We start from the raw sequence: 20,666 nt of genomic DNA on the forward strand, positions 1-20,666 counted from the left end.
GCTGCGTATACCCCGGCGGGGAGGGCGCCCGCATTCTTGCGGCGAACCCGGAGCAGACCTGCGCAGACAGGCCGGCAACGACCCAACCGCACGAGGAGCACGACGATGGATGCACAACCGACCCGACTTCTACCCCGCCGGCTGGCGCTGGGCGCCGCCGCGCTCTCGCTGCTGGCCGCCAGCGTGTTCAGCCAGGGCGTCATGGCCGACAGCGCCAACACCACCGGCCTGGCCGTGACCGACACCGAAGTGACGGTCGGCCAGCTGCACTCGGCCACCGGTACCATGGCCATCTCGGAGACCGGTTCGATCCAGGCCGAGCGCCTGGCCATCGAGCAGATCAACGCCTCCGGCGGCATCCTCGGCCGGCAGATCAAGGTGATCCAGGAAGACGGCGCCTCCGACTGGCCGACCTTCGCCGAGAAGGCCAAGAAGCTGCTGGTGGGCGACAAGGTCGCCGCCGTGTTCGGCTGCTGGACATCGGCCTCGCGCAAGGCGGTGCTGCCGGTGTTCGAGAAGGAAAACGGCCTGCTCTACTACCCGACCTTCTACGAGGGCCTGGAGCAGTCGAAGAACGTCATCTACACCGGCCAGGAGGCGACCCAGCAGATCCTCGCCGGCCTCGACTGGATCGCCAAGGAGAAGGGCGCCAAGACCTTCTACCTGATCGGTTCCGACTACATCTGGCCGCGTACCTCGATGAAGATCGCGCGCAAGCACATCGAGAACGTGCTCGGCGGCAAGGTGGTGGGCGAGGAGTACTACCCGCTGGGCAACACCCAGTTCGGCTCGCTGATCAACAAGGTCAAGCTGAAGAAGCCTGATGTGGTGTTCACCGCCGTGGTCGGGGGCTCCAACGTCGCCTTCTACAAGCAGATGAAGGCCGCCGGCGTCACCGCCGCCAAGCAGAACGTGCTGACCCTGTCGGTTACCGAGGACGAACTGCTCGGCATCGGCGGCGAGAACATGGAAGGCTTCTACGCCTCCATGAAGTACTTCCAGAGCCTGGACAACCCGAACAACGCCGCCTTCGTCGAGGCCTTCAAGGCCAAGTACGGCAAGGATGCGGTCATCGGTGACGTGACCCAGGCCGCCTACCTCGGCCCGTGGCTGTGGAAGGCCGCGGTCGAGAAAGCCGGCAGCTTCGACGTCGACAAGGTCGCCGCCGCCTCGCCGGGTATCGAGCTGAACAGCGCGCCGGAAAGCTACGTGAAGGTCCACGACAACCATCACCTGTGGAGCAAGACCCGCATCGGCCAGGTGCAGAAGGACGGCCAGTTCAAGGTGGTCTACGAGTCCGGCCTGATCGAGCCGAACCCCTTCCCGAAAGGCTACCAGTAAGCATGTGATGGGGTGAGGCGCTCGGACCCTCACCCTAGCCCTCTCCCAGTGGGAGAGGGGACTGGAGCGGTGTCGCCGATTTGCGCGGTGCCCTCCAGCCGACTCCCGTACAACCCCCTCTCCCCTCGGGAGAGGGCTGGGGTGAGGGCTGAATTGCTCTCGCCATTTTTCCCGCCAGGAGACCATCAACATGGAATGGCTATCGGAATTTGGTGCCATCGCGGCCATGCAGGGCTTCAACGGCTTGTCCGTGTTCTGCGTCCTGCTGCTGATGGCTCTGGGGCTGGCGATCATCTTCGGCCAGATGGGCGTGATCAACATGGCCCACGGCGAGTTCCTCACCATCGGCGCCTACACCACCTTTGTGGTGTCCTCGCTGACCGAGCAGTACGCCCCGGCCTTCGGGCCCTACTACTTCTTCTTCGCCATCGTCCTGTCCTTCCTCATCGCCGGCGCCATCGGCTGGCTGGTGGAATGGGCGATGATCAGCAAGCTGTACCAGCGGCCGCTGGATACCCTGCTGGCCACCTGGGGCCTGTCCCTGGTGATGCAGCAGGCGTTCCGCTCGATCTTCGGTGCGCGCGAGGTCAGCGCCACCCTGCCGGAGTGGCTGATGGGCTCGTGGAACCCCACCGAGACCATCGACATCCCGCGTAACGGCCTGTTCGTCATGGGCCTGACCATTCTCCTCACCGCCACCATCTTCCTCATGCTGTACCGCTCGCGCTGGGGCCTGCAGGTGCGCGCCACCATGCAGAACCGAGTGATGAGCCGCGCGGTGGGTATCAACACCAAGCGCGTCGACCGCATGACCTTCGCCCTCGGCTGCGGCGTGGCCGGTGTGGCCGGCGCGGCCTTCACCACCATCGGCTCCACCGGCCCGACCGCCGGCTCGCTGTACATCGTCGATACCTTCCTGGTGGTGGTCTTCGGGGGCGCGGCCAGCCTGTTCGGCACCATCGCCTCGGCGTTCTCCATTGCCCAGGCCCAGTCGATCATGGAGTTCTTCATGAGCGGCTCGATGGCCAAGGTGCTGACCCTGTCGGCGGTGATCCTGATTCTGATGATGCGCCCGCAGGGCCTGTTCTCGATCAAAGTGCGTAAATGAGGAACCGCCCATGAATCCGACTCTCGACAAACTTCTGGGCGGCAAGCAGGGCGCCATCGGCCTGGCGGTGCTCGCCGTGCTGATCCTGGTGGTGTTCCCGCTGCTGCTCGATGCCTTCCGCCTGAACATGGTCGGCAAGTACCTGACCTACGCCTTCGTTGCCGTCGGCCTAGTGCTGTGCTGGGGCTACGGTGGCATCCTCAGCCTCGGCCAGGGCATCTTCTTCGGCCTCGGCGGCTACTGCATGGCGATGTTCCTCAAGCTCGAGGCATCCGACCCGGAAAGCACCAAGATCCAGTCCACCCCCGGCATCCCGGACTTCATGGACTGGAACCAGATCACCGAGCTGCCGATGCTCTGGCAGCCGTTCCACAGCTTCGGTTTCACCCTGCTGGCGGTGATCGCGGTGCCGGTGCTGCTGGCCCTGGTGATCGGCCTGACCATGTTCAAGCGCCGCGTCGGTGACGTGTACTTCTCCATCGTCACCCAGGCCATTGCGCTGATCCTCACCGTGCTGATCATCGGCCAGCAGGGCTACACCGGCGGGGTCAACGGCATCACCGACCTGAAGACCCTGATGGGCTGGGACATCCGCACCGACGAGGCCAAGCTGATCCTGTACTTCGTCAGCGCCTTCCTGCTGTTCGGCTGCATCCTGCTGGCGCGCTTCATCATCGCCTCCAAGCTCGGCCGCCTGTTGCTGGCCATGCGCGACAAGGAGGAGCGCGTGCGCTTCTCCGGCTACGACGTGGCCAGCTTCAAGATCTTCGTGTTCTGCGTCGGCGCCGCCTTCGCCGCCATCGGCGGGGCGATGTTCACCCTGCAGGTCGGCTTCATGTCGCCGAGCTTCGTCGGCATCGTGCCGTCGATCGAGATGGTCATCTTCGCCGCCGTCGGCGGGCGCCTGTCGCTGCTCGGCGCGGTGTACGGCGCGCTGCTGGTCAACTTCGGCAAGACCTACTTCTCCGAGAGCTTCCCCGAGCTGTGGCTGTACCTGATGGGCGGCCTGTTCATCGCCGTGGTCATGTACTTCCCCAACGGCCTTGCCGGCCTGTGGGACAGCCACGGCAAGCGCTGGCTCGCGCGCCTCAAGCCGAAGGCCAAGGCGCCGGTGAAGACCGAGCCGATGGCCAAGCCGGTCGCCAAGGCCGCACCTACTCCCGAACTGGAGACCACCCCATGAGCCCCAATCCCGCTGGCTTCCAGATGCCCAAACCGGTGCTGGCCATCGAGGGCCTGACCGTGTCGTTCGACGGCTTCAAGGCGGTCGATGATCTCAACCTGTACATCGACCGCAACGAGGTGCGCGTGGTCATCGGCCCCAACGGCGCCGGCAAGACCACGGTGCTCGACCTGATCTGCGGCAAGACCAAGGCCACCGCCGGCAGCATCCAGTTCGAGAACCGCGAGCTGACCAGGATGCGCGAGTTCGACATCGTCCGCGCCGGCGTCGGGCGCAAGTTCCAGAACCCGTCGATCTACGAGAACCTGACGGTGTTCGAGAACCTGGAGATGTCCTATCCCAAAGGTCGCAAGGTGTTCGGCGCGCTGTTCTTCAAACGCTCGCAGGCGGTGATCGAGCGGGTCGAGCAGGTGGCCACCGAAATCATGCTCGGCGAGCACCTGCACCTGCAGGCGGACCTGCTCTCGCACGGCCAGAAGCAGTGGCTGGAGATCGGCATGCTGCTGATGCAGGACCCGCAGCTGCTGATGCTCGACGAGCCGGTGGCCGGCATGAGCGTCAGCGAGCGCGTGGCCACCGCCGAGCTGCTCAAGCGTATCAGCCAGGGCCGCTCGGTGCTGGTCATCGAGCACGACATGGAGTTCGTCAAGAGCATCGCCCACAAGGTCACCGTGCTGCACCAGGGCAAGGTGCTGGCCGAGGGCAGCATGGACGCGGTGCAGAGCAATCCCAAGGTCATCGAGGTGTACCTGGGGCACTGAGCCCCGGGTCAAGGAGTCCAGCATGTTCCAGATCGACAACCTCGTCTCCGGCTACGGCCAGAGCCAGATCCTCCACGAACTCAACCTCGACGTGGCGAAGAAGGAAATCGTCGCGGTGATGGGCCGCAACGGCATGGGCAAGACCACCCTGTTCAAGAGCCTGATGGGCGTGCTGCCGCAGTGGGGCGGGCAGATCAGCGTCGATGGTCGGGACATCTCCAGGCTGGAGACCCACCAGCGCGTCGAGGCCGGCATCGCCTACGTGCCGCAGGGGCGGATGATCTTCCCCAGCATGACCGTGCTGGAGAACATCCAGACCGGCCTGCCGGCGTCGGCCAAGGGCAAGGTGCCGGACGACCTCTACGCGCTGTTCCCGGTGCTGCAGGAGATGCGCCACCGCAAGGGCGGCAACCTCTCTGGCGGCCAGCAGCAACAGCTGGCCATCGCCCGTGCGCTGGCGACCAATCCCAAGGTGCTGCTGCTCGACGAGCCGACCGAGGGCATCCAGCCGTCGATCATCAAGGACATCGCCCGTACCCTGAAGGAGATCCGCAACCTGCGTGACCTGACCATCATCGTCTCCGAGCAGGTGCTGTCCTTCACCATGGAAATCGCCGACCGCTTCCTGGTCATCGAGAAGGGCAAGTTCGTCATCGAGGAGGCGCGCGACAGGGTCGACGAGGCGACCATCAGCCGCTACCTCTCGGTGTGATTTCAGCCCCTCTCCCGGCCGGGGGAGGGCAGCGCTTCACCTGTTTACGGCCGGCGTGTTCTCCATGCCCCGGCCGCTTTTTCGTGTCTGCACAAAAGCCGCTGCAAGCCGCGCCATTGCTGGCGCCACGCATACGTTATCCAACGTATTTTCCGTTTCGTTGCGCCCCCTGAGACTGGCCACCGTACCCCGGCGCATTGGCGCCAGGCACCCACCACTGGTCCCAGGAGCAACGTCATGACCGACACCCTGATCAAGGTCGACCTCAACCAGGCCGCCACCGAGAACGAACAAGTCCACAACCGCTGGCACCCGGACATCCCGATGGCCTGCTGGGTCAAGCCGGGCGACGACTTCATCCTGGAGACCTACGACTGGACCGGCGGCGCGATCAAGAACGACGACGACGCCAGCGACGTGCGCGACGTCGACCTGTCCACCGTGCACTACCTGTCCGGCCCGGTCGGCGTGCATGGCGCCGAGCCGGGCGACCTGCTGATCGTCGAGCTGCTCGATATCGGCGCCAAGGCCGAGTCGCAGTGGGGCTTCAACGGCTTCTTCTCGAAGAACAACGGCGGCGGCTTCCTCACCGACTACTTCCCGTCCGCGCAGAAGTCGATCTGGGACTTCGAGGGCATGTTCACCAAGAGCCGGCACATTCCCGGCGTGCGCTTCGCCGGCCTGATCCACCCCGGCCTGATCGGCTGCCTGCCGGACCACAAGATGCTCGCCGAGTGGAACCGCCGCGAGCAGGAGCTGATCGACACCAATCCGACCCGCGTGCCGCCGCTGGCCAACCCGCCGTTCGCCAGCACCGCGCACATGGGCAAGATGACCGGCGCCTCCCGCGACATGGCCGCCGCCACCGGCGCGCGCACCGTGCCGCCGCGCGAGCACGGCGGCAATTGCGACATCAAGGACCTGTCGCGTGGCTCGAAGATCTTCTTCCCGGTCTACGTCGACGGCGCCGGCCTGTCGGTGGGAGACCTGCACTTCAGCCAGGGCGACGGCGAGATCACCTTCTGCGGCGCCATCGAGATGGCCGGCTGGGTGCACATGAAGGTCGAGCTGATCAAGGGCGGCATGGCCAAGTACGGCATCAAGAACCCGATCTTCAAACCCAGCCCGATCGTGCCGACCTACAACAACTTCCTGATCTTCGAAGGCATCTCGGTCGACGACGCCGGCAAGCAGCACTACCTGGACGTCAACCTGGCCTACCAGCAGGCCTGCCTCAACGCCATCAACTACTTGACCAAGTTCGGCTACTCGCCTGCCCAGGGTTACTCGCTGCTCGGCTCGGCGCCGGTGCAGGGGCATATCAGCGGCGTGGTCGACATCCCCAACGCTTGCGCCACCCTGTGGCTGCCGACCGACATCTTCGAGTTCGACATCAACCCCAGCGCGAGCGGCCCGACCAAGTACCTGGACGGCAGCATCGACATGCCCATCGCCTACGACAAGTGATGCACCCGCGCACGGCGCCGTGTGCGCCGTGCGCTCCGCTTCCCAGGAGGTCGCGATGCCGATCTACGAATACGACTGTCCGCAATGTGGCGACTTCACCGTGCTGCGGCCGATGGCCGAGCGCGACACGCCCTGCGCCTGCCCCTACTGCGAAACCGTCAGCGAGCGGGTGATTCTCAGCGCCCCGGGCCTGGCCACCATGCCCGGCAGCCAGCGCCGCGTGCACGAGACCAACGAGCGCTCGCGCCACGCGCCGCAGACCCTCGAAGAGTACAAGGCCAACCGCAAGCACCCGGCCGGTTGCAGCTGCTGCGGCCCGAGCAAGCCGGTCGAGCGGACCAAGGCCAACCCCCACGGCCTCAAGGCCAGCCCCTCGGCGCGGCCGTGGATGATCAGCCACTAGTTTCCAGCCTCAACACAGGAGTTCCGTCATGCGTCACGGCGATATTTCCAGCAGCCCCGATACCGTCGGCGTCGCCGTCGTCAACTACAAGATGCCGCGCCTGCACAGCAAGGCCGAAGTGCTCGACAACGCGCGCAAGATCGCCGAGATGATCAAGGGCATGAAACTCGGCTTGCCAGGCATGGACCTGGTGGTGTTCCCCGAGTACAGCACCATGGGCATCATGTACGACAAGGACGAGATGATGGCCACCGCCGCCACGGTGCCCGGCGAGGAGACCGCGATCTTCTCCGCCGCCTGCCGCGACGCCAGGACCTGGGGCATCTTCTCGCTCACCGGCGAGCGCCATGAGGAACATCCGCACAAGGCGCCGTACAACACCCTCATCCTGATCAACGATGCGGGCGAGATCGTGCAGAAGTACCGCAAGTGCATCCCCTGGTGCCCCATCGAGGGCTGGTATCCGGGCGACCGTACCTATGTCTCCGCAGGCCCCAAGGGCATGAAGATCAGCCTGATCATCTGCGACGACGGCAACTACCCGGAGATCTGGCGCGACTGCGCGATGAAGGGCGCCGAGCTGATCGTGCGCTGCCAGGGCTACATGTACCCGGCCAAGGACCAGCAGGTGCTGATGGCCAAGACCATGGCCTGGGCCAACAACTGCTACGTGGCGGTGGCCAACGCCACCGGCTTCGACGGTGTGTACAGCTACTTCGGTCACTCCGCGCTGATTGGCTTCGACGGCCGCACTCTCGGCGAGTGCGGCGAGGAGGAGATGGGCATCCAGTACGCCCAGCTGTCGGTCTCGCAGATCCGTGACGCACGGGCCAACGACCAGTCGCAGAACCACCTGTTCAAGCTGCTGCATCGTGGCTACACCGGCGTGTACAACTCCGGCGACGGCGACAAGGGTGTGGCCGACTGCCCGTTCGAGTTCTACCGCACCTGGGTGCTGGACGCGCAGAAGGCCCGGGAGGACGTGGAGGAGCTGACCCGCTCGACCATCGGCGTGGCCGACTGCCCGGTGGGCGAGCTGCCGCACCCCGGCAAGGAAAAGGTCGCAGGCTGAGCCATGCCCTTCGCCAACGACCTGCTCGAACACAACCGCCAGCGCCTGGCCGAGGCGGCGCCGGCGGCCACTTTGCAGTCGCGCTTCCTGTTCGAACCGGGCAAGGTCATGGCCCTGCTGCGCGAGCGCATCGTCGGCCAGGATGCGGTGCTGGAGCAGGTCGAGGCGCTGCTCAAGGTGGTCAAGGCCGACATCGGCGAGCGTGAGCGGCCGCTGTCGGTCAACCTGTTCATGGGCCCCACCGGCGTCGGCAAGACCGAGGTGGTGCGCCTGCTGGCCCAGGCCATCCATGGCCGCGGTGACGCCTTCTGCCGTATCGATATGCATACCCTGGCCCAGGAGCACTACGCCGCTGCGCTGACCGGCGCGCCACCAGGCTATGTCGGCAGCAAGGAGGGCACTACCCTGTTCGACGCCGAGGCCATCGCCGGCAGCTTCGGCCGCCCCGGCATCGTGCTGTTCGACGAGCTGGAGAAGGCCAGCCCCGAGGTGCTGCGCAGCCTGCTCGGCGTGCTGGAGAACGGCCGCCTGACCCTTACCGCCGGCAGCCGCACCCTGGATTTCCGCAACAGCCTGATCTTCATGACCAGCAACGTCGGCGCCCAGCCGGTGCAGCGCCTGCGCGAGCGTTTCGCCCGTGGCTGGCGCAGCTGGCTGGGCCTGCGCGCCGACGAGGCCGGCGAGCGCGAGCGGGCGCTCAGGCGCAGCTTCGACCCGGAGTTTCTCAACCGCATCGACCGCATCCTCGACTTCCAGAGCCTCGACGACGACTGGCTGGAGGCGCTGCTGGAGATCGAGCTGACCAAACTCAACCAGCGCCTGGGCCGCCAGGGCCGCTCGTTGTGGCTGGAGGAGGGCGCGGTGGAGTGGCTGTGCCGCGCCCACGACGCACGCTATGGCGCCCGTGCCCTGGCGCGGCGGGTGCGCACCGAGCTGGAGCCGGCCATCGCCGACTGCGTGCTGCAGGACCCGGCGGCGATTCGTCTGCGCGCACAAGCCGGTGACGAGGGATTGCGCGTGGTAGTCGAGCACGACTGAGAACCTGCCCAAAGCCTGCTGCGCGTCGGCCATGCGTTGTTAAAAACAAGCCGGGACGCGGCGTCTCGGAATGCTCATTTACCACTCGTAAACCCGTGTGCGGGCCCAGTGCCTTCTTCGCTTGTTTTTGCCTAGCCTGGCTCTAGCTCGCGAGACTTTGAACAGGTTCTGAAGCGAACGGTTAAACTGGCGTCTTTCCGTTTCCGGTTGCTCCGCCATGTCCTTCGAACCCCTCGGCCTGATCGAACCCCTGCTGCGTACCCTGAAGGCGCTCGACTACAGCGAGCCCACGCCGGTGCAGAAGCAGGCCATTCCCGCCGTGCTTAAGGGACGCGACGTGCTCGCCGCGGCGCAGACCGGCACCGGCAAGACCGCCGGCTTCGCCCTGCCGCTGCTGCAGAAGCTGACCATGGAAGGCAGCCAGGTAGCGGCCAACTCGGTGCGTGCGCTGGTGCTGGTGCCGACCCGCGAACTGGCCGAGCAGGTGGCGCAGGCGGTGCAGCAGTACGCGCAGAACCTGCCGCTGCGCACCTACTCGGTGTACGGCGGGGTCAGCATCAACCCGCAGATGATGAAGCTGCGCAAGGGCATCGACCTGCTGGTGGCCACCCCTGGCCGCCTGCTCGACCTGTACCGGCAGAACGCGGTGCGCTTCGACCAGCTGCAGGCGCTGGTGCTGGACGAGGCCGACCGCATGCTCGACCTCGGCTTCGCCAAGGAGCTGGACGAACTGTTCAGCGCACTGCCACGCAAGCGCCAGACCCTGCTGTTCTCCGCCACCTTCTCCGACGCCATCCGCCTGATGGCCAAGGAGCTGCTGCGCGACCCGCTGTCCATCGAGGTCAGCCCACGCAACGCGGCGGCCAAGAGCGTCAAGCAGTGGCTGGTGACGGTGGACAAGAAGCGCAAGAGCGAGCTGCTGCTGCACCTGTATCGTGAGCACGGCTGGGACCAGCTGCTGGTGTTCGCCAAGACCCGCAAGGGCGTCGACGAGCTGGAGCAGCTGCTGCTGGCCGAAGGCATCGCTGCCGACTCGATCCACGGCGACAAGCCGCAGCCCTCGCGCCTGCGTGCCCTGCAACGGTTCAAGGCAGGCGAGGTGCGCGTGCTGGCCGCCACCGACGTGGCCGCACGCGGCCTGGACATCAGCGAGCTGCCGCGGGTGGTCAACCTCGACCTGCCCATCGTCGCCGAGGACTACGTGCACCGCATCGGCCGTACCGGCCGTGCCGGTGCCACCGGCGAGGCGGTGTCGCTGGTCTGCGCCGACGAGGTGGAGCTGCTGGCGGCCATCGAGACGCTGATCGGCCAGATCATCCGCCGCGAGGACGAACCGGGCTTCGAGCCGGATCACCGGGTGCCGCAGACCGCCCCCGGCGGCGCGGTACTGAAGAAGCCGAAGAAGCCCAAGGTCAAGGTGATTCCCGGCGCCGGTGCCCGCGCCGGCAAGGGCAAGATCCACATGGGCAACTGGTTCGAGGCCGACGACGACAAGCCCAAGGCCAAGGCCGTGCGCGCGGTGCCCAAGTTCGGCGAGAAGCCCAAGCCGGGGCCGAAGAAGCGCTGACCGCTAGCCGCCGCGCAGCTGGCCGACGGCGGCGTCGGTCATGTCGTAGATCACCAGGCATACGTGCTCGACCTGGCCCCGGGAGGCGGCCAGCGGCAGCACGGTGAGGTTCTGGTACATGAAGTCGGCCTGCCCGGTGATCGGCCGGTAGCTCTTGAAGCGCAGCAGGTACGGGCGCTGCTGCCACAGGCTGAAGGCCCGGGTGCCCAGGCGCAGCACGCTGTTGACCTTGCGCTCCAGCCAGGCCCGGTCGATCTCCGGGAACAGCTCGAACAGCTCGCGGCCCTGCACCTGGTCGGCGCCCAGGCCGGAATGGTTCTCCATGAAGCTGTTCCACACCTCGATGCGATACTGGCGATCCAGCACCAGCACGCCCACGTCCAGACACTGGACGATGTCGAGCAGCCAGTGCAGCTCCTGCATGTCGATCTGCGCGCGGCCGGTCATGGGTCGGTCACTCCATCAGGTATTGGATCTTGCCGGTCAGCCGGGGCAGCGAGTCCTCGGTGAACAGCAGGAGCAGGTCGAAGTGCACGGCGTGGCCCTCCAGGCCATAGCTGATCTCTACCGCCAGGGTCTTCTTCCAGCGCTCGCGATTGAGCTGGATCAGCTCGCCGATGGCGGCGTGCTGGCCGAGCAGCTGCGGATGGCCCTGGGAGAAGCGGATGTCGATCTGCTCGGCGATGCCGGCCAGGCAGGCGCCGATCAGGATGCTGGCCAGGTCCAGGAGCATCTCCGAGGTCTCGCCGGCATCCTTGGGCTGCCAGCCGAGCAGCTGGGCGATGTCGGCCACTTCCGAGTCATGGAACAGCAGCAGCGCCTCGCCGGCGATGGCCTCGCCGATGAAGCCCTGGCACACGGCGCTGAGGTGCTCGCCACGCCGGGCGTCCTCCAGGGCCATGTGCAGCTCGCTGACCTCGAACAGATTGACCTGGGGAATCGGCAGCTGCACGAACACGCCCAGCTCGGCGGCCAGCAGGGCGGCGGCGCGGCCCATGGCGACGTTGCTGACCTCGCGCAGGGCGTCGCGGAAACCGACCTTGAACAGCCGCTCTTCATGGGCCGGCGCCGTCTCGCCGCTGGCGGGCGGCTGGAACAGGCCGAGGCGTTTAAGGGTGGCGCGCAGCTCCTCGGCCGGCGCCGGCTTCTGAATGAAGCCCAGGGCGCCGAGTTCGGCGACGCGCCGCTGGGCCTCGTCCTGGATATCGCCGGAGACCACCAGGATGCGGCAGGCCAGGCCTTCCTCGCGCACCTTGGCTAGCACCTGGTAGCCGTCCATCACCGGCATGGTTAGGTCCAGCAGCACCACCTCGCCCAGGCCCTGGCGAATCGCGGCCATGGCTTCCTCGCCCTGGCTGGCCTGGGTAATGGTCACCGGCCATTCCGGGGGCAGGGCGCGGATAAGCTGCTTGCGCGCCATGGTCGAGTCGTCGCAGACCAGCAGTGGAAGCACTGGAGTCACCTGGTGATAAGCGTTAGGGCAAGCATAGACGGCGTGTCGGCCGGGTCGCGATAGGGGAAAACATGACGGGGCAGCGGTGACAAGTACCCGTGCGCTGGCGGCGCTCAGCGCTGTTCGTTGGCCTCGTAGCTGTAGGTGTTGCGCCCGGCGTTCTTGGCCGCGTACATGGCGCGGTCGGCCTGCTGCAGCAGCGATTCGATGTCGTCGCCGTCACGCGGGAACAGGCTGACGCCCATGCTGGCCTGCACCTGCACCTCGTGGCCGTCTATCAGCATGGGCAGCTGGAAGCGCTCGTGCAGCTTGTGCAATACCGCGATCACCCGCTGCGGATCGTCCATCTGCTCGATCAGGATGACGAACTCGTCGCCGCCCAGACGCGCCACCGTGTCGCTCTCGCGGGTGGCCGAACGCAGCAGGTTGGCCACCGCCTGCAGCACGCGGTCGCCGGCGCCGTGGCCGAGGCTGTCGTTGAGCTGCTTGAAGTGATCCAGGTCGACGAACAGCACGGCCAGCGGCATGGCGCTGCGCCGGGCGTTGGCCAGGGCGTGTTCCAGGCGTTCGAAGAACATGCGCCGGTTGGGTAGGCAGGTGAGCGCGTCGTGGCGCGCCAGGTGCTCCAGGGCGTTGCGGCTCTGGTTGAGCTCGTCGAGCTGGTCGAGGATCTCCTCCTGCATCTGCGCGAAGCTGCGCGCCAGCTGACCCAGTTCATCCTGGCGCTGCACCGGCAGGGGACCGCTGCGGCGTTCGCGGGTGAACTGTTCCACGGCCAGGGTGATGCTCTTCAGCGAATGGGTCATGGCTCGCGAGGCGACGATGGCGATGGCCACGGCCAGCAGGCTGGAGAGGATCACCACCTGGATGATGCGCTGGCCGAGGCGGGTGGTTTCGGCCAGCACATGGTCTTCCGGCTGGGCCAGGCCGAGGACGATAAAGCGTTCCGGTGTGCTGGCATTGACGCCGAGGCGGACGAACGCGGCCACCAGGTCGTGCCCGCTGTTATCGGTGCGACTGATCAGGCTGCTCTGCTTGCCGTCGCCGAGCAGGGCGGCGACATCGGGGAACTCCTCCTGGATGAACAGCCGGCGCCCCTGGTCGAAGCCGAAGGTGCGGCGATGGTCGGGGTGGATCAGCAGGTCGCCCCAGCGGTTGCTCAGGTACACCTGGTAGTGGCTGGGCAGGTCGCTCTTGATCTGGGCGAACAGCTGGTCCAGGTCGACGTTGATCACGATCAGGGCGCCGGCCTTGCCATTGGCATCGGCCACCGGGGTGGACACGTGCAGGGTCGGCTTGCCCAGGCCCGAGTGGGCGCCCAGCTCGTGGTTGATCACGATGGGCGACAGGCGCACCTCGCCCGGCGGCAGGCGCAGGGTGTCGAACACGTAGGCGTAGTGGCCCTTCTCCTGCAGCTTGGCGCCGCTGATGTGCAGCAGACGCTCGCCGGCGCGGTCGATGCGCACCTGCTCCAGGCCATGGCCGGTGGCACTGATCAGGCGGATCTGCATGTATTCCGGGTGTACCTGCATCTGCGCGCGGAACAGCTCGGCCAGGTCATCTTCGCTGTGTTCGCGGTGGTGCTCGTCGGTCACCCTGGGCAGCTCGCGAGCTCTGGAGACTTCGGCCATGAGCAGGGCGTCGCGGGCCACGCCGTCGATGCTGCCTCGCAGGTTGCGGCCGAGTACCTGGGTGGCGGTGAGCAGGTCGCGCTCGGCCGCCTTGAGCAGGGTGGCGCGGCTGCTGCTGTAGGAGTAGTAGCCGGTCAGGCCGCAGACCAGCACGCCGAACGCCGCCAGCAGACAGCCGAGCTTGAAGGCGATGCCGAACTTCATGGCGCCTCCGTCAGCGGCGGGCGTTCGCCGGAGAGAATGCGCTCCCACAGACGGGTGCGGCGCTCGGCGTCCTCCACCGGGCGCAGCCAGATCATGCGCCCGGGCACGCCGCTGCTTTCCTCCTCCTGCAGGGTGTTGGACAGGCCCTGGCGCTCGACCAGGGCGTGGCTCATCGGCGGCTCCAGGGTGAAGTCGATCCAGGCCTCGGCCAGTTTCACGTCCCGGGCGCCGCGGCTGATCGCCCAGCAGTCGAGCCAGGCCAGGGCACCTTCGCGGGGGATCACGTAGCCGACGTCGGCGCCGTTGTCGCGCAGCTGCTTGAGCTGCTGGCGCCCGTAGTTGGCGAACAGCAGCGCCACCTTGTGCTCCTGGAACAGGCTGGCGGCCTCTTCGGGCAGCGAATAGAAGGTCAGCACGTTGCGGCGCAGGGCGATCAGCTGCTCGGTGAGCTGGGGAAAGTCGTCGGGCTCGATGCGGAACGGGTCGCGCCCGCGCGCCTGGCTGGCCAGGGAGAAGTTGTGGCTGCTGCCGTTGAAGGCCAGCACCCGGCCCTGCAGCTGCGGGTCCCACAGGCTGGTGATGGACTGCGGCGGTTCGGTGAACTGGTTGCGGTCGTAGATCAGGCCCATCTCCGAATAGGTATAGGGCACCGCGTAGACCTTGCCGTCGCGGCTGATGCCGGGAATCTTCGGGTAGTCGCGGAAGCGCCAGAGCTGGCGGGTGGTATTGGCGATGCGCGTCGGCTGCAGTGGCTGCAGCAGGCCCTGGTCGATGTAGTGGTCGATCTCCGCGGTGTTGGCGGCGATCAGGTCGTAGTTGCCGCCCTTGTTCTCCGCCAGCTTGCTGCGCAATACATCGTCGTTGCCGACCAGGGTGACCTCCACCCGCACGTCGTGCCGTTGCTCGAACTGCTCCACCAGGTCGGCGTCGGCGTAGCCGGGCCAGGTCAGCAGGCGCAGCACCGCCTCGCTGGCTGCGGCGAAGCCCGGGGCGAGGGGTAGCAGAACTGCGAGCAACACCAGGATCGGGCGCATGGGGGTGGACCGGGAAGCGAGGGGGCGCTTCAGCAGTGTATACGATGGCCAAGTGCCTTGCCGTAACGGCAAAGCGGACGCTCCGCCAGGGCGTTTCGGCCATGGCGTGCTAGCGTTCTTGCTGTCATTCACGGCATGCGAGGGCAGGGAAATGGAAGAGGGCGAGTCGCTGATCACGGTGGGGACCACCAAGGTCAACCAGCTGATGGACATGGTGGCGCAGTACGGCGCCGCCTTCGCCGCGAAGATGCTCGCAGCCATTGCGTTCTGGGTGATCGGGCGCTGGCTGATCGGCTTCGCCGTCGGCCTGCTGCAGAAGGCCCTGGGCCGGCAGAAGGTCGACCCGACCGTGCTGCGCTACGTGGGCAACTTCATCACGGTGACCCTGAACATCCTGCTGGTGATCGGCATCCTCGGCTACTTCGGGGTGCAGACCACCACCTTCGCCGCCCTGATCGCGGCGGTCGGCCTGGCCATCGGCATGGCCTGGTCCGGGCTGCTGGCCAATCTGGCGGCGGGCGGCTTCATCATCGTGCTGCGGCCGTTCAAGGTCGGCGACTTCATCTGCGCCGGCGGGGTCACCGGCACCGTCACCGAGATCGGCCTGTTCGTCACCGCGATCAACACCCCGGACAACGTGCTGACCCTGGTGGGCAACAACAAGATCTTCAGCGACAACATCCAGAACTTCTCGCACAACGCCTTCCGCCGTGTCGACCTGACCGCGCAGCTGTCCGGCGCGGCCGACTGGAAGAGCGCCGCGGCCCTGCTCAAGCAGCGCATCGCGGCCATCGACAACGTGCTGGCGACACCGGCGGTGGACGTGGAGATCCTCGAGTTCAACCTGGTCGGCCCGGTGCTGGCGGTGCGGCCCTACTGCCACACCGATCACTACTGGCAGGTGTACTTCGACAGCAACAAGGTGATCAAGGATGCCCTCGGCGAGGCCGGTTTCCCGGCGCCGATGGCGGCGCAGACGGTGATCGTCCAGCAGGCCGCCGGCTGAGGGCAGGCCTCAGGCGCTCTGCTGCTGCGGGGCGTCCAGCGCCTTGAGTTCGTCGCGCACCTGGGCCAGGCAGGCCTGGTGCAGGTTGCGGTAGTGCTTGGGCGCGCGCCGCGCGTACTGCTCGATCTGCTCCAGCTGGGCGCGGGCCTCATTGGTGCGGTTGGCCTGGCGCAGCAGCTGGGCATAGTGGTAGCGCGCCTCGGGGCCGGCGAAGTGGCCGAGCAGGGCGTGGAACTCCTCCTCGGCCTTGGCCAGCTCGCCGAGCCGGGTCAGGGCGCGGGCATACAGCAGGTGGCCGTCGGCGGAGCGGAACTGCGGGTTGTGCTGGATCAGCTGGTCCAGGGTCTCGCGGCAAGCGGCGGCGTTGTCCAGGGCGAACTGGGCGCGGGCCAGGCCGAGCATGATGTCTGGCGCGTGGCTGTGCACGCCGCGCAGGGCGGCGCGATAGTGATCGGCGGCCTCGGCGGGCTGCTCCAGACGCAGCAGCTCGTCGGCCAGCTGCACGCGGGTCTCGCGAGTGTCGCTCAGGTCCAGGGCATCGCGCAGGGCGCGCAGATGGCGCTCCGGGTCGAGGCGGTCGTGCAGCTGGTTGATCGCGCGGCGGCCGCTGCGGCTGCCGAGCATGTCCGGCAGCATCACGCCGAGGAAGTAGATCAGGCAGCCGAGGCCGGGCAGCGCGATGATCAGGTACAGCCAGTAGCGCTCCTGGCCGCTACGGAGCACGTGCAGGCCACAGATGATCTGGCAGGCGATGAGCAGCAGCGCGAGCAGGGGCATGGGCGAAACATCCTTGTTGGGTCGGGCCCCTGTGTAGCATGGCGCCGCGCCACTGTCATCGGCGCCGCGGGCGTTACGTGCGGTCGACCCACTTGGGCGCCACGGTGGGCTGCCAGGCTTCCAGGCGGTCGAGCAGCTCGGCCGGCGACTCGCCGACCTGCAGCATGGCGCGGTGCGGTTCGCGGACGAAGCGCTCGGCCACCAGGTGGTCGAGGAAATCGGTCAGGCGCGCGTAGAAGCCGTCCACTTCCAGCAGGCCCAGGGGCTTGGCGTGGTAGCCGAGCTGGCCCCAGGTCCACACCTCGAACATCTCTTCCAGGGTGCCGAGGCCGCCGGGCAGGGAGATGAAGGCGTCGGCCAGCTCGGCCATGCGTGCCTTGCGCGCGTGCATGCCGTCCACCACTTCCAGGCGGGTCAGGCCCTTGTGGCCGATCTCCGCGCGCTCCAGGCTCTGCGGGATGATGCCGATCACTTCGCCACCGGCGGCCAGGGCCGCGTCCGCCACCACACCCATCAGGCCGACGGCGCCGCCGCCGTAGATCAGGGTCAGGCCACGCTCGGCCAGGCTGCGGCCAAGATTCTCGGCGGCCTCACGGTAGATCGGGCGCGCGCCGGGGCTGGCGCCGCAGAACACGCAGACGGACTTCAGGCTCATGCAGGGTGCTCCCAGGCGAAAAAGGCTGCACAGGGTAACCCTGTCCGATCGGTCAGGCGAGCTCTTGCGGGCAGGTGCCGCTGGCGCCGGCCGCGTAGCAGGCCAGCAGGGCGTAGAGGAAATCGTGGATGGGCATGGCGGCATCTCCGCTTGGGGCTGGCCGTCAGAGTAGGCCGACCCTGCGGCACCGGCCCTTAGATTGTCTCGATGGCCGTCATAGCCATTAGCGCGGCAGTTTGGTCAGGTCCTTGTGCGGCCGCTCGGCGAAGAAGCGATCCAGCCAGGGCTGATAGTGGGCCAGGGTGCGCGGTGGCATATAGGCCTTCTGCGCCTCGATGAACAGGGCGATGACCTCGGGCAGGCGGGCGATGCGGTCGATCTGGCGGACCAGCTCGGCGCCCTCGGCATTCTTGCTGCAATAGATGCCGCTGACGTAGGGCGAACTGGCCTCGGCCAGCGGCAGCAGGCTCAGGCCCTGGGCCACACCCTGCTGGCGCTGCACGTACTGCACCACCTCGGCGTAGTCCAGCAGGTAGTCGATGCGCTGGTGTTCGAGCATGCCGTAGAGGTTGCTGCCGGCGCTGCTGGTCTGGATGCGCTGCAGCTGCGGCTGGGCCTCGGGAGCATGCAGCAGCGGGTCGAGGATCGGTCCGTAGCTGCGATCACGAACCAGGCCGCCGCGCAGTTGGCTGTCGCGCAACAGCTGGCGCAGCGACACCTCGTCCTTGCCTTGGGCGAAGCGCTGCAGGTCGGCGGTGCGCACCACCAGCTGGTGCGGCATGGCGACGAACAGGCCGACGTAGTAGCCGTGCTGGTCGCGTTCGGGGGTGGGGAAGGTCGGCAGGAAGCAGCTCAGCGGCTCGCGCTTGAGCTGCTCCAGGCCGCGGGTGAGGTTGTTCAGGCGGAGGTTGTGGCGGTACTGCGGCAGGCGCTGAGTGATCTGCTGCAGCAGGTCGACGATGATGCCGTCGCTGGGCCGGCCGTCCTGCATGTTGATCAGGCCCGGCCAGGGGCTCATGTTCCAGGTCACTTCCAGGCCTGGCGGCTGCGCACTGTGGGCGATCGAGGAGCACAACAGTAGCAGGCCGATCAGCGCGCGGCGAGGACGAACAGGCATGGCGGGAACCGTGGGGATGGACCCCGCCAGTCTAGCAAGGGCGTGCCGGGCACGCCCGTGAGTGTTTTCTCAGCTGGCCAGCAGCCAGACTCCGGCACCCGCCGATGCGGCACCGGCCAGGCGCACCAGCGGTGCGGCGGCGCGCGGCAGGTAACGCACGACCGCGTAGCCCAGGCCATGCAGGGCGGCGGTGGCGGCCACGAAGCCGGCGGCATAGCCCCAGGGGCTGGCCAGCTCCGGCAGTTCCAGGCCATGGGCCACGCCGTGGCTCAGGGCGAACAGGCCGGTGAGGCCCAGCGACACCGCCAGCGGCAGGCGCGCGGCGACCGCCACCAGCAGACCGAAGGCCAGCACCGAGCCGGCGATGCCGGTCTCCATCAGCGGGATTTCCACGCCGGAGAAGCCGAGCAGGCCGCCGAGCAGCATGGTGGCGACGAAGGTACCTGGCAGAGCCCAGCGCGCCGCGCCGCTCTGCTGCGCGGCCCACAGGCCGACGGCGAGCATCGCCAGCAGGTGGTCGAGACCGGTGATCGGGTGGGCGACGCCCGCCATCAGGCCGGAGTGGTCGTGGCCGGCATGGGCGAAGGCCAGCGCCGGGCTGAGGAACAGGGCGATGGCGAACAGGGGTTTGCGCAGATTCATTGGTGGGTACTCCTGGTAAGGCATGGCGTTGGCGGGGTGTCCCTCACCCCAGCCCTCTCCCGGGGGAGAGGGAGTCATGGCTCAGGCGGCGCTGAGCATGCCGTGGCGTTCGATGAAGGCGATGATCTCGTCGAGACCCTGGCCGACCTTCTGGTTGCTGAACACGAACGGCTTGTCGCCGCGCATCTTGCGCGCGTCGCGGTCCATCACTTCCAGCGAGGCGCCGACCATGGGCGCCAGGTCGACCTTGTTGATCACCAGCAGGTCGGACTTGCAGATGCCCGGGCCGCCCTTGCGCGGCAGCTTGTCGCCGGCGGACACGTCGATCACGTACAGGGTTAGGTCCGACAGCTCGGGGCTGAAGGTGGCGGACAGGTTGTCGCCGCCGGATTCGACGATGATCAGGTCGAGGCCCGGGAAGCGTCGGTTGAGCTGGTCGACCGCCTCCAGGTTGATCGAGGCGTCCTCGCGGATCGCCGTGTGCGGGCAGCCGCCGGTCTCCACGCCGATGATGCGTTCGGGCGCCAGGGCCTCGTTGCGCACCAGGAACTGGGCGTCTTCCTGGGTGTAGATGTCGTTGGTGACCACGGCGATGTTGTAGCGCTCGCGCAGGGCCTGGCACAGGGCCAGGGTCAGGGCGGTCTTGCCCGACCCGACCGGGCCGCCGATACCGACGCGCAGGGGTTGGCTGTTCATGGCATGTTTCCTTTTCTCATGAGCGGAAGAGACGGCTGTACTGGCGCTCGTGCGCCATGCTGGCCAGGGCCAGGCCGAAGGCGGCGCTGCCCCAATGGTGTGGTTCGTGGGTGGTGGCCTGCTGCTGCGCCTGTTCCAGCAGCGGCAGCAGTTCGGAGGTCAGGCGCTGGGCGGCCTGCTGGCCCAGCGGCAGGGTCTTCATCAGCACCGCCAGCTGGTTCTCCAGCCAGCCCCATAGCCAGGCGGCGAGGGCGTCCTCCGGGTCGATCACCCAGGCGCGGGCGGCTAGGGCCCAGGCCGGTGCCAGGCCCAGCTCGGACTGGTCGGCGAGAAAGTCGCGGGCCTCCTGGTCCAGTTCGGGCAGGCCCTCCAGCAACTGGCGCAGCGAGTAGCCCATCTGCCGGCTTTCCAGGGCCAGCTCGCGGGTCTCGCGGCTGGCGCGGTGCTGCCCGGCGAGCTCGGCCAGTCTTGGCCAGTCCGCGTTTGCCGCGGCGCGGCAGTGGGCCAGCAGCAGCGGTGCCTCGAAGCGCGTCAAGTTGAGCAGCAGCTGGTCGGCGATCCAGTTGTGTGCGCTGTGCTGGTCGCGTACCAGCTCCCGCTCCACGGCCATCTCCAGGCCCTGGGAATAGCTGTAACCACCGATGGGCAATTGCGGGCTGGCAAGCCTGAGCAGCGCCCATGCCTTATTCATGGCTTCGCTCCGTGCAGAGGGGCATGCATGGCCGCACCCGCTGCGCTGTAGCCAACAGATCATTCGGCAGCTGCGGGCTGGCCAGGCGCAGCAGGGCCCAGGCCTTGT

The 20,666-nt window shown here is 67.3% G+C and carries 21 protein-coding genes; 11 read left to right on the top strand and 10 right to left on the bottom strand.

Annotation, left to right across the window (positions count from 1 at the left end; all coding sequences use genetic code 11):
* Positions 1-105: 105 nt before the first annotated feature.
* The 10 genes from urtA to rhlE1 all read left to right on the top strand — a co-directional run bounded on the left by urtA (position 106) and on the right by rhlE1 (position 10,652).
* On the top strand, positions 106-1,341 hold the full coding sequence (gene urtA / locus OH686_RS16180) for an urea ABC transporter substrate-binding protein (protein WP_043308874.1): 1,236 nt from the start codon (positions 106-108) through the stop codon (positions 1,339-1,341).
* A gap of 190 nt (positions 1,342-1,531) precedes the next feature.
* Complete coding sequence (gene urtB / locus OH686_RS16185) at positions 1,532-2,449, top strand: urea ABC transporter permease subunit UrtB (protein WP_289533936.1); 918 nt, start codon at positions 1,532-1,534, stop codon at positions 2,447-2,449.
* Between the two features lie 10 nt (positions 2,450-2,459).
* Complete coding sequence (gene urtC / locus OH686_RS16190; protein ID WP_289533938.1) at positions 2,460-3,632, top strand: urea ABC transporter permease subunit UrtC; 1,173 nt, start codon at positions 2,460-2,462, stop codon at positions 3,630-3,632.
* Positions 3,629-4,393 (top strand): urea ABC transporter ATP-binding protein UrtD, encoded by a 765-nt coding sequence (gene urtD, locus OH686_RS16195; protein WP_289533940.1) that lies wholly within the window; start codon positions 3,629-3,631, stop codon positions 4,391-4,393. The genes urtC and urtD overlap by 4 nt, the downstream gene beginning before the upstream one ends.
* A 22-nt stretch (positions 4,394-4,415) precedes the next feature.
* Positions 4,416-5,105, top strand: a complete 690-nt coding sequence (urtE, locus tag OH686_RS16200; protein ID WP_252272686.1) for an urea ABC transporter ATP-binding subunit UrtE — start codon at positions 4,416-4,418, stop codon at positions 5,103-5,105.
* A gap of 237 nt (positions 5,106-5,342) precedes the next feature.
* Positions 5,343-6,572 carry a formamidase gene (gene fmdA / locus OH686_RS16205; protein WP_289533943.1) on the top strand — a complete coding sequence of 410 codons (1,230 nt, stop codon included), beginning with the start codon at positions 5,343-5,345 and terminating at the stop codon, positions 6,570-6,572.
* Between the two features lie 55 nt (positions 6,573-6,627).
* A complete protein-coding gene (locus tag OH686_RS16210) occupies positions 6,628-6,975 on the top strand; it encodes an FmdB family zinc ribbon protein (protein WP_289533944.1) in 348 nt (115 codons plus the stop codon).
* 28 nt (positions 6,976-7,003) lie between these two features.
* The gene (locus OH686_RS16215; protein WP_289533946.1) at positions 7,004-8,047 is read left to right on the top strand and encodes an aliphatic amidase; all 1,044 of its coding nucleotides are present in this window, start codon (positions 7,004-7,006) and stop codon (positions 8,045-8,047) included.
* A gap of 3 nt (positions 8,048-8,050) precedes the next feature.
* Entirely contained in the window at positions 8,051-9,085 is a 1,035-nt protein-coding gene (locus tag OH686_RS16220) for an AAA family ATPase (RefSeq protein ID WP_289533948.1), read from the top strand.
* A 217-nt stretch (positions 9,086-9,302) separates the two neighbouring features.
* Positions 9,303-10,652, top strand: coding sequence for an RNA helicase RhlE1 (rhlE1, locus tag OH686_RS16225; protein WP_289533949.1), 1,350 nt, complete (start codon positions 9,303-9,305; stop codon positions 10,650-10,652).
* 3 nt (positions 10,653-10,655) lie between these two features.
* On the opposite strand, the gene OH686_RS16230 is transcribed toward rhlE1, so the two are convergent.
* From OH686_RS16230 to OH686_RS16245, 4 genes are all read right to left on the bottom strand, one after another.
* Positions 10,656-11,099, bottom strand: coding sequence for a PAS domain-containing protein (locus OH686_RS16230; protein WP_137970939.1), 444 nt, complete (start codon positions 11,097-11,099; stop codon positions 10,656-10,658).
* Between the two features lie 7 nt (positions 11,100-11,106).
* Complete coding sequence (locus OH686_RS16235; protein ID WP_502942818.1) at positions 11,107-12,072, bottom strand: response regulator; 966 nt, start codon at positions 12,070-12,072, stop codon at positions 11,107-11,109.
* A 146-nt stretch (positions 12,073-12,218) separates the two neighbouring features.
* Positions 12,219-13,940, bottom strand: coding sequence for a diguanylate cyclase domain-containing protein (locus tag OH686_RS16240; RefSeq protein WP_289533953.1), 1,722 nt, complete (start codon positions 13,938-13,940; stop codon positions 12,219-12,221).
* The gene (locus tag OH686_RS16245; RefSeq protein ID WP_289533955.1) at positions 13,937-14,974 is read right to left on the bottom strand and encodes an ABC transporter substrate-binding protein; all 1,038 of its coding nucleotides are present in this window, start codon (positions 14,972-14,974) and stop codon (positions 13,937-13,939) included. Before OH686_RS16245 ends, OH686_RS16240 begins: the two co-directional genes overlap by 4 nt.
* A gap of 151 nt (positions 14,975-15,125) precedes the next feature.
* On the opposite strand from OH686_RS16245, the gene OH686_RS16250 reads away from it, so the two are divergent.
* Positions 15,126-15,980 (top strand): mechanosensitive ion channel family protein, encoded by an 855-nt coding sequence (locus OH686_RS16250; protein ID WP_289533957.1) that lies wholly within the window; start codon positions 15,126-15,128, stop codon positions 15,978-15,980.
* Positions 15,981-15,989: 9 nt separating this feature from the next.
* On the opposite strand, the gene OH686_RS16255 is transcribed toward OH686_RS16250, so the two are convergent.
* The 6 genes from OH686_RS16255 to OH686_RS16280 all read right to left on the bottom strand — a co-directional run bounded on the left by OH686_RS16255 (position 15,990) and on the right by OH686_RS16280 (position 20,558).
* Positions 15,990-16,757 carry a tetratricopeptide repeat protein gene (locus tag OH686_RS16255; protein ID WP_289533958.1) on the bottom strand — a complete coding sequence of 256 codons (768 nt, stop codon included), beginning with the start codon at positions 16,755-16,757 and terminating at the stop codon, positions 15,990-15,992.
* A 73-nt stretch (positions 16,758-16,830) separates the two neighbouring features.
* Positions 16,831-17,412, bottom strand: a complete 582-nt coding sequence (locus OH686_RS16260; protein ID WP_289533959.1) for a cytokinin riboside 5'-monophosphate phosphoribohydrolase — start codon at positions 17,410-17,412, stop codon at positions 16,831-16,833.
* A gap of 223 nt (positions 17,413-17,635) precedes the next feature.
* The gene (locus OH686_RS16265; RefSeq protein ID WP_289533961.1) at positions 17,636-18,529 is read right to left on the bottom strand and encodes a hypothetical protein; all 894 of its coding nucleotides are present in this window, start codon (positions 18,527-18,529) and stop codon (positions 17,636-17,638) included.
* A 69-nt stretch (positions 18,530-18,598) separates the two neighbouring features.
* Positions 18,599-19,171 carry a HupE/UreJ family protein gene (locus OH686_RS16270; RefSeq protein ID WP_289533963.1) on the bottom strand — a complete coding sequence of 191 codons (573 nt, stop codon included), beginning with the start codon at positions 19,169-19,171 and terminating at the stop codon, positions 18,599-18,601.
* Positions 19,172-19,252: 81 nt separating this feature from the next.
* Positions 19,253-19,867 carry an urease accessory protein UreG gene (gene ureG, locus OH686_RS16275; RefSeq protein WP_137970948.1) on the bottom strand — a complete coding sequence of 205 codons (615 nt, stop codon included), beginning with the start codon at positions 19,865-19,867 and terminating at the stop codon, positions 19,253-19,255.
* A 16-nt stretch (positions 19,868-19,883) separates the two neighbouring features.
* Positions 19,884-20,558, bottom strand: coding sequence for an urease accessory protein UreF (locus tag OH686_RS16280; protein ID WP_289533966.1), 675 nt, complete (start codon positions 20,556-20,558; stop codon positions 19,884-19,886).
* Positions 20,559-20,666 lie beyond the last annotated feature (108 nt).

It is taken from the genome of Pseudomonas sp. SO81, assembly GCF_030374125.1.
Taxonomy (GTDB): domain Bacteria; phylum Pseudomonadota; class Gammaproteobacteria; order Pseudomonadales; family Pseudomonadaceae; genus Aquipseudomonas.

What these genes read in the sequence shown, in the direction of transcription:
- urtA (WP_043308874.1), top strand. Translation starts at nt 106, where the DNA reads ATGGATGCACAACCGACCCGACTTCTACCCCGCCGGCTGGCGCTGGGC.
- urtB (WP_289533936.1), top strand. Translation starts at nt 1,532, where the DNA reads ATGGAATGGCTATCGGAATTTGGTGCCATCGCGGCCATGCAGGGCTTC.
- urtC (WP_289533938.1), top strand. Translation starts at nt 2,460, where the DNA reads ATGAATCCGACTCTCGACAAACTTCTGGGCGGCAAGCAGGGCGCCATC.
- urtD (WP_289533940.1), top strand. Translation starts at nt 3,629, where the DNA reads ATGAGCCCCAATCCCGCTGGCTTCCAGATGCCCAAACCGGTGCTGGCC.
- urtE (WP_252272686.1), top strand. Translation starts at nt 4,416, where the DNA reads ATGTTCCAGATCGACAACCTCGTCTCCGGCTACGGCCAGAGCCAGATC.
- fmdA (WP_289533943.1), top strand. Translation starts at nt 5,343, where the DNA reads ATGACCGACACCCTGATCAAGGTCGACCTCAACCAGGCCGCCACCGAG.
- OH686_RS16210 (WP_289533944.1), top strand. Translation starts at nt 6,628, where the DNA reads ATGCCGATCTACGAATACGACTGTCCGCAATGTGGCGACTTCACCGTG.
- OH686_RS16215 (WP_289533946.1), top strand. Translation starts at nt 7,004, where the DNA reads ATGCGTCACGGCGATATTTCCAGCAGCCCCGATACCGTCGGCGTCGCC.
- OH686_RS16220 (WP_289533948.1), top strand. Translation starts at nt 8,051, where the DNA reads ATGCCCTTCGCCAACGACCTGCTCGAACACAACCGCCAGCGCCTGGCC.
- rhlE1 (WP_289533949.1), top strand. Translation starts at nt 9,303, where the DNA reads ATGTCCTTCGAACCCCTCGGCCTGATCGAACCCCTGCTGCGTACCCTG.
- OH686_RS16230 (WP_137970939.1), bottom strand. Translation starts at nt 11,099, where the DNA reads ATGACCGGCCGCGCGCAGATCGACATGCAGGAGCTGCACTGGCTGCTC.
- OH686_RS16235 (WP_502942818.1), bottom strand. Translation starts at nt 12,072, where the DNA reads ATGGCGCGCAAGCAGCTTATCCGCGCCCTGCCCCCGGAATGGCCGGTG.
- OH686_RS16240 (WP_289533953.1), bottom strand. Translation starts at nt 13,940, where the DNA reads ATGAAGTTCGGCATCGCCTTCAAGCTCGGCTGTCTGCTGGCGGCGTTC.
- OH686_RS16245 (WP_289533955.1), bottom strand. Translation starts at nt 14,974, where the DNA reads ATGCGCCCGATCCTGGTGTTGCTCGCAGTTCTGCTACCCCTCGCCCCG.
- OH686_RS16250 (WP_289533957.1), top strand. Translation starts at nt 15,126, where the DNA reads ATGGAAGAGGGCGAGTCGCTGATCACGGTGGGGACCACCAAGGTCAAC.
- OH686_RS16255 (WP_289533958.1), bottom strand. Translation starts at nt 16,757, where the DNA reads ATGCCCCTGCTCGCGCTGCTGCTCATCGCCTGCCAGATCATCTGTGGC.
- OH686_RS16260 (WP_289533959.1), bottom strand. Translation starts at nt 17,412, where the DNA reads ATGAGCCTGAAGTCCGTCTGCGTGTTCTGCGGCGCCAGCCCCGGCGCG.
- OH686_RS16265 (WP_289533961.1), bottom strand. Translation starts at nt 18,529, where the DNA reads ATGCCTGTTCGTCCTCGCCGCGCGCTGATCGGCCTGCTACTGTTGTGC.
- OH686_RS16270 (WP_289533963.1), bottom strand. Translation starts at nt 19,171, where the DNA reads ATGAATCTGCGCAAACCCCTGTTCGCCATCGCCCTGTTCCTCAGCCCG.
- ureG (WP_137970948.1), bottom strand. Translation starts at nt 19,867, where the DNA reads ATGAACAGCCAACCCCTGCGCGTCGGTATCGGCGGCCCGGTCGGGTCG.
- OH686_RS16280 (WP_289533966.1), bottom strand. Translation starts at nt 20,558, where the DNA reads ATGAATAAGGCATGGGCGCTGCTCAGGCTTGCCAGCCCGCAATTGCCC.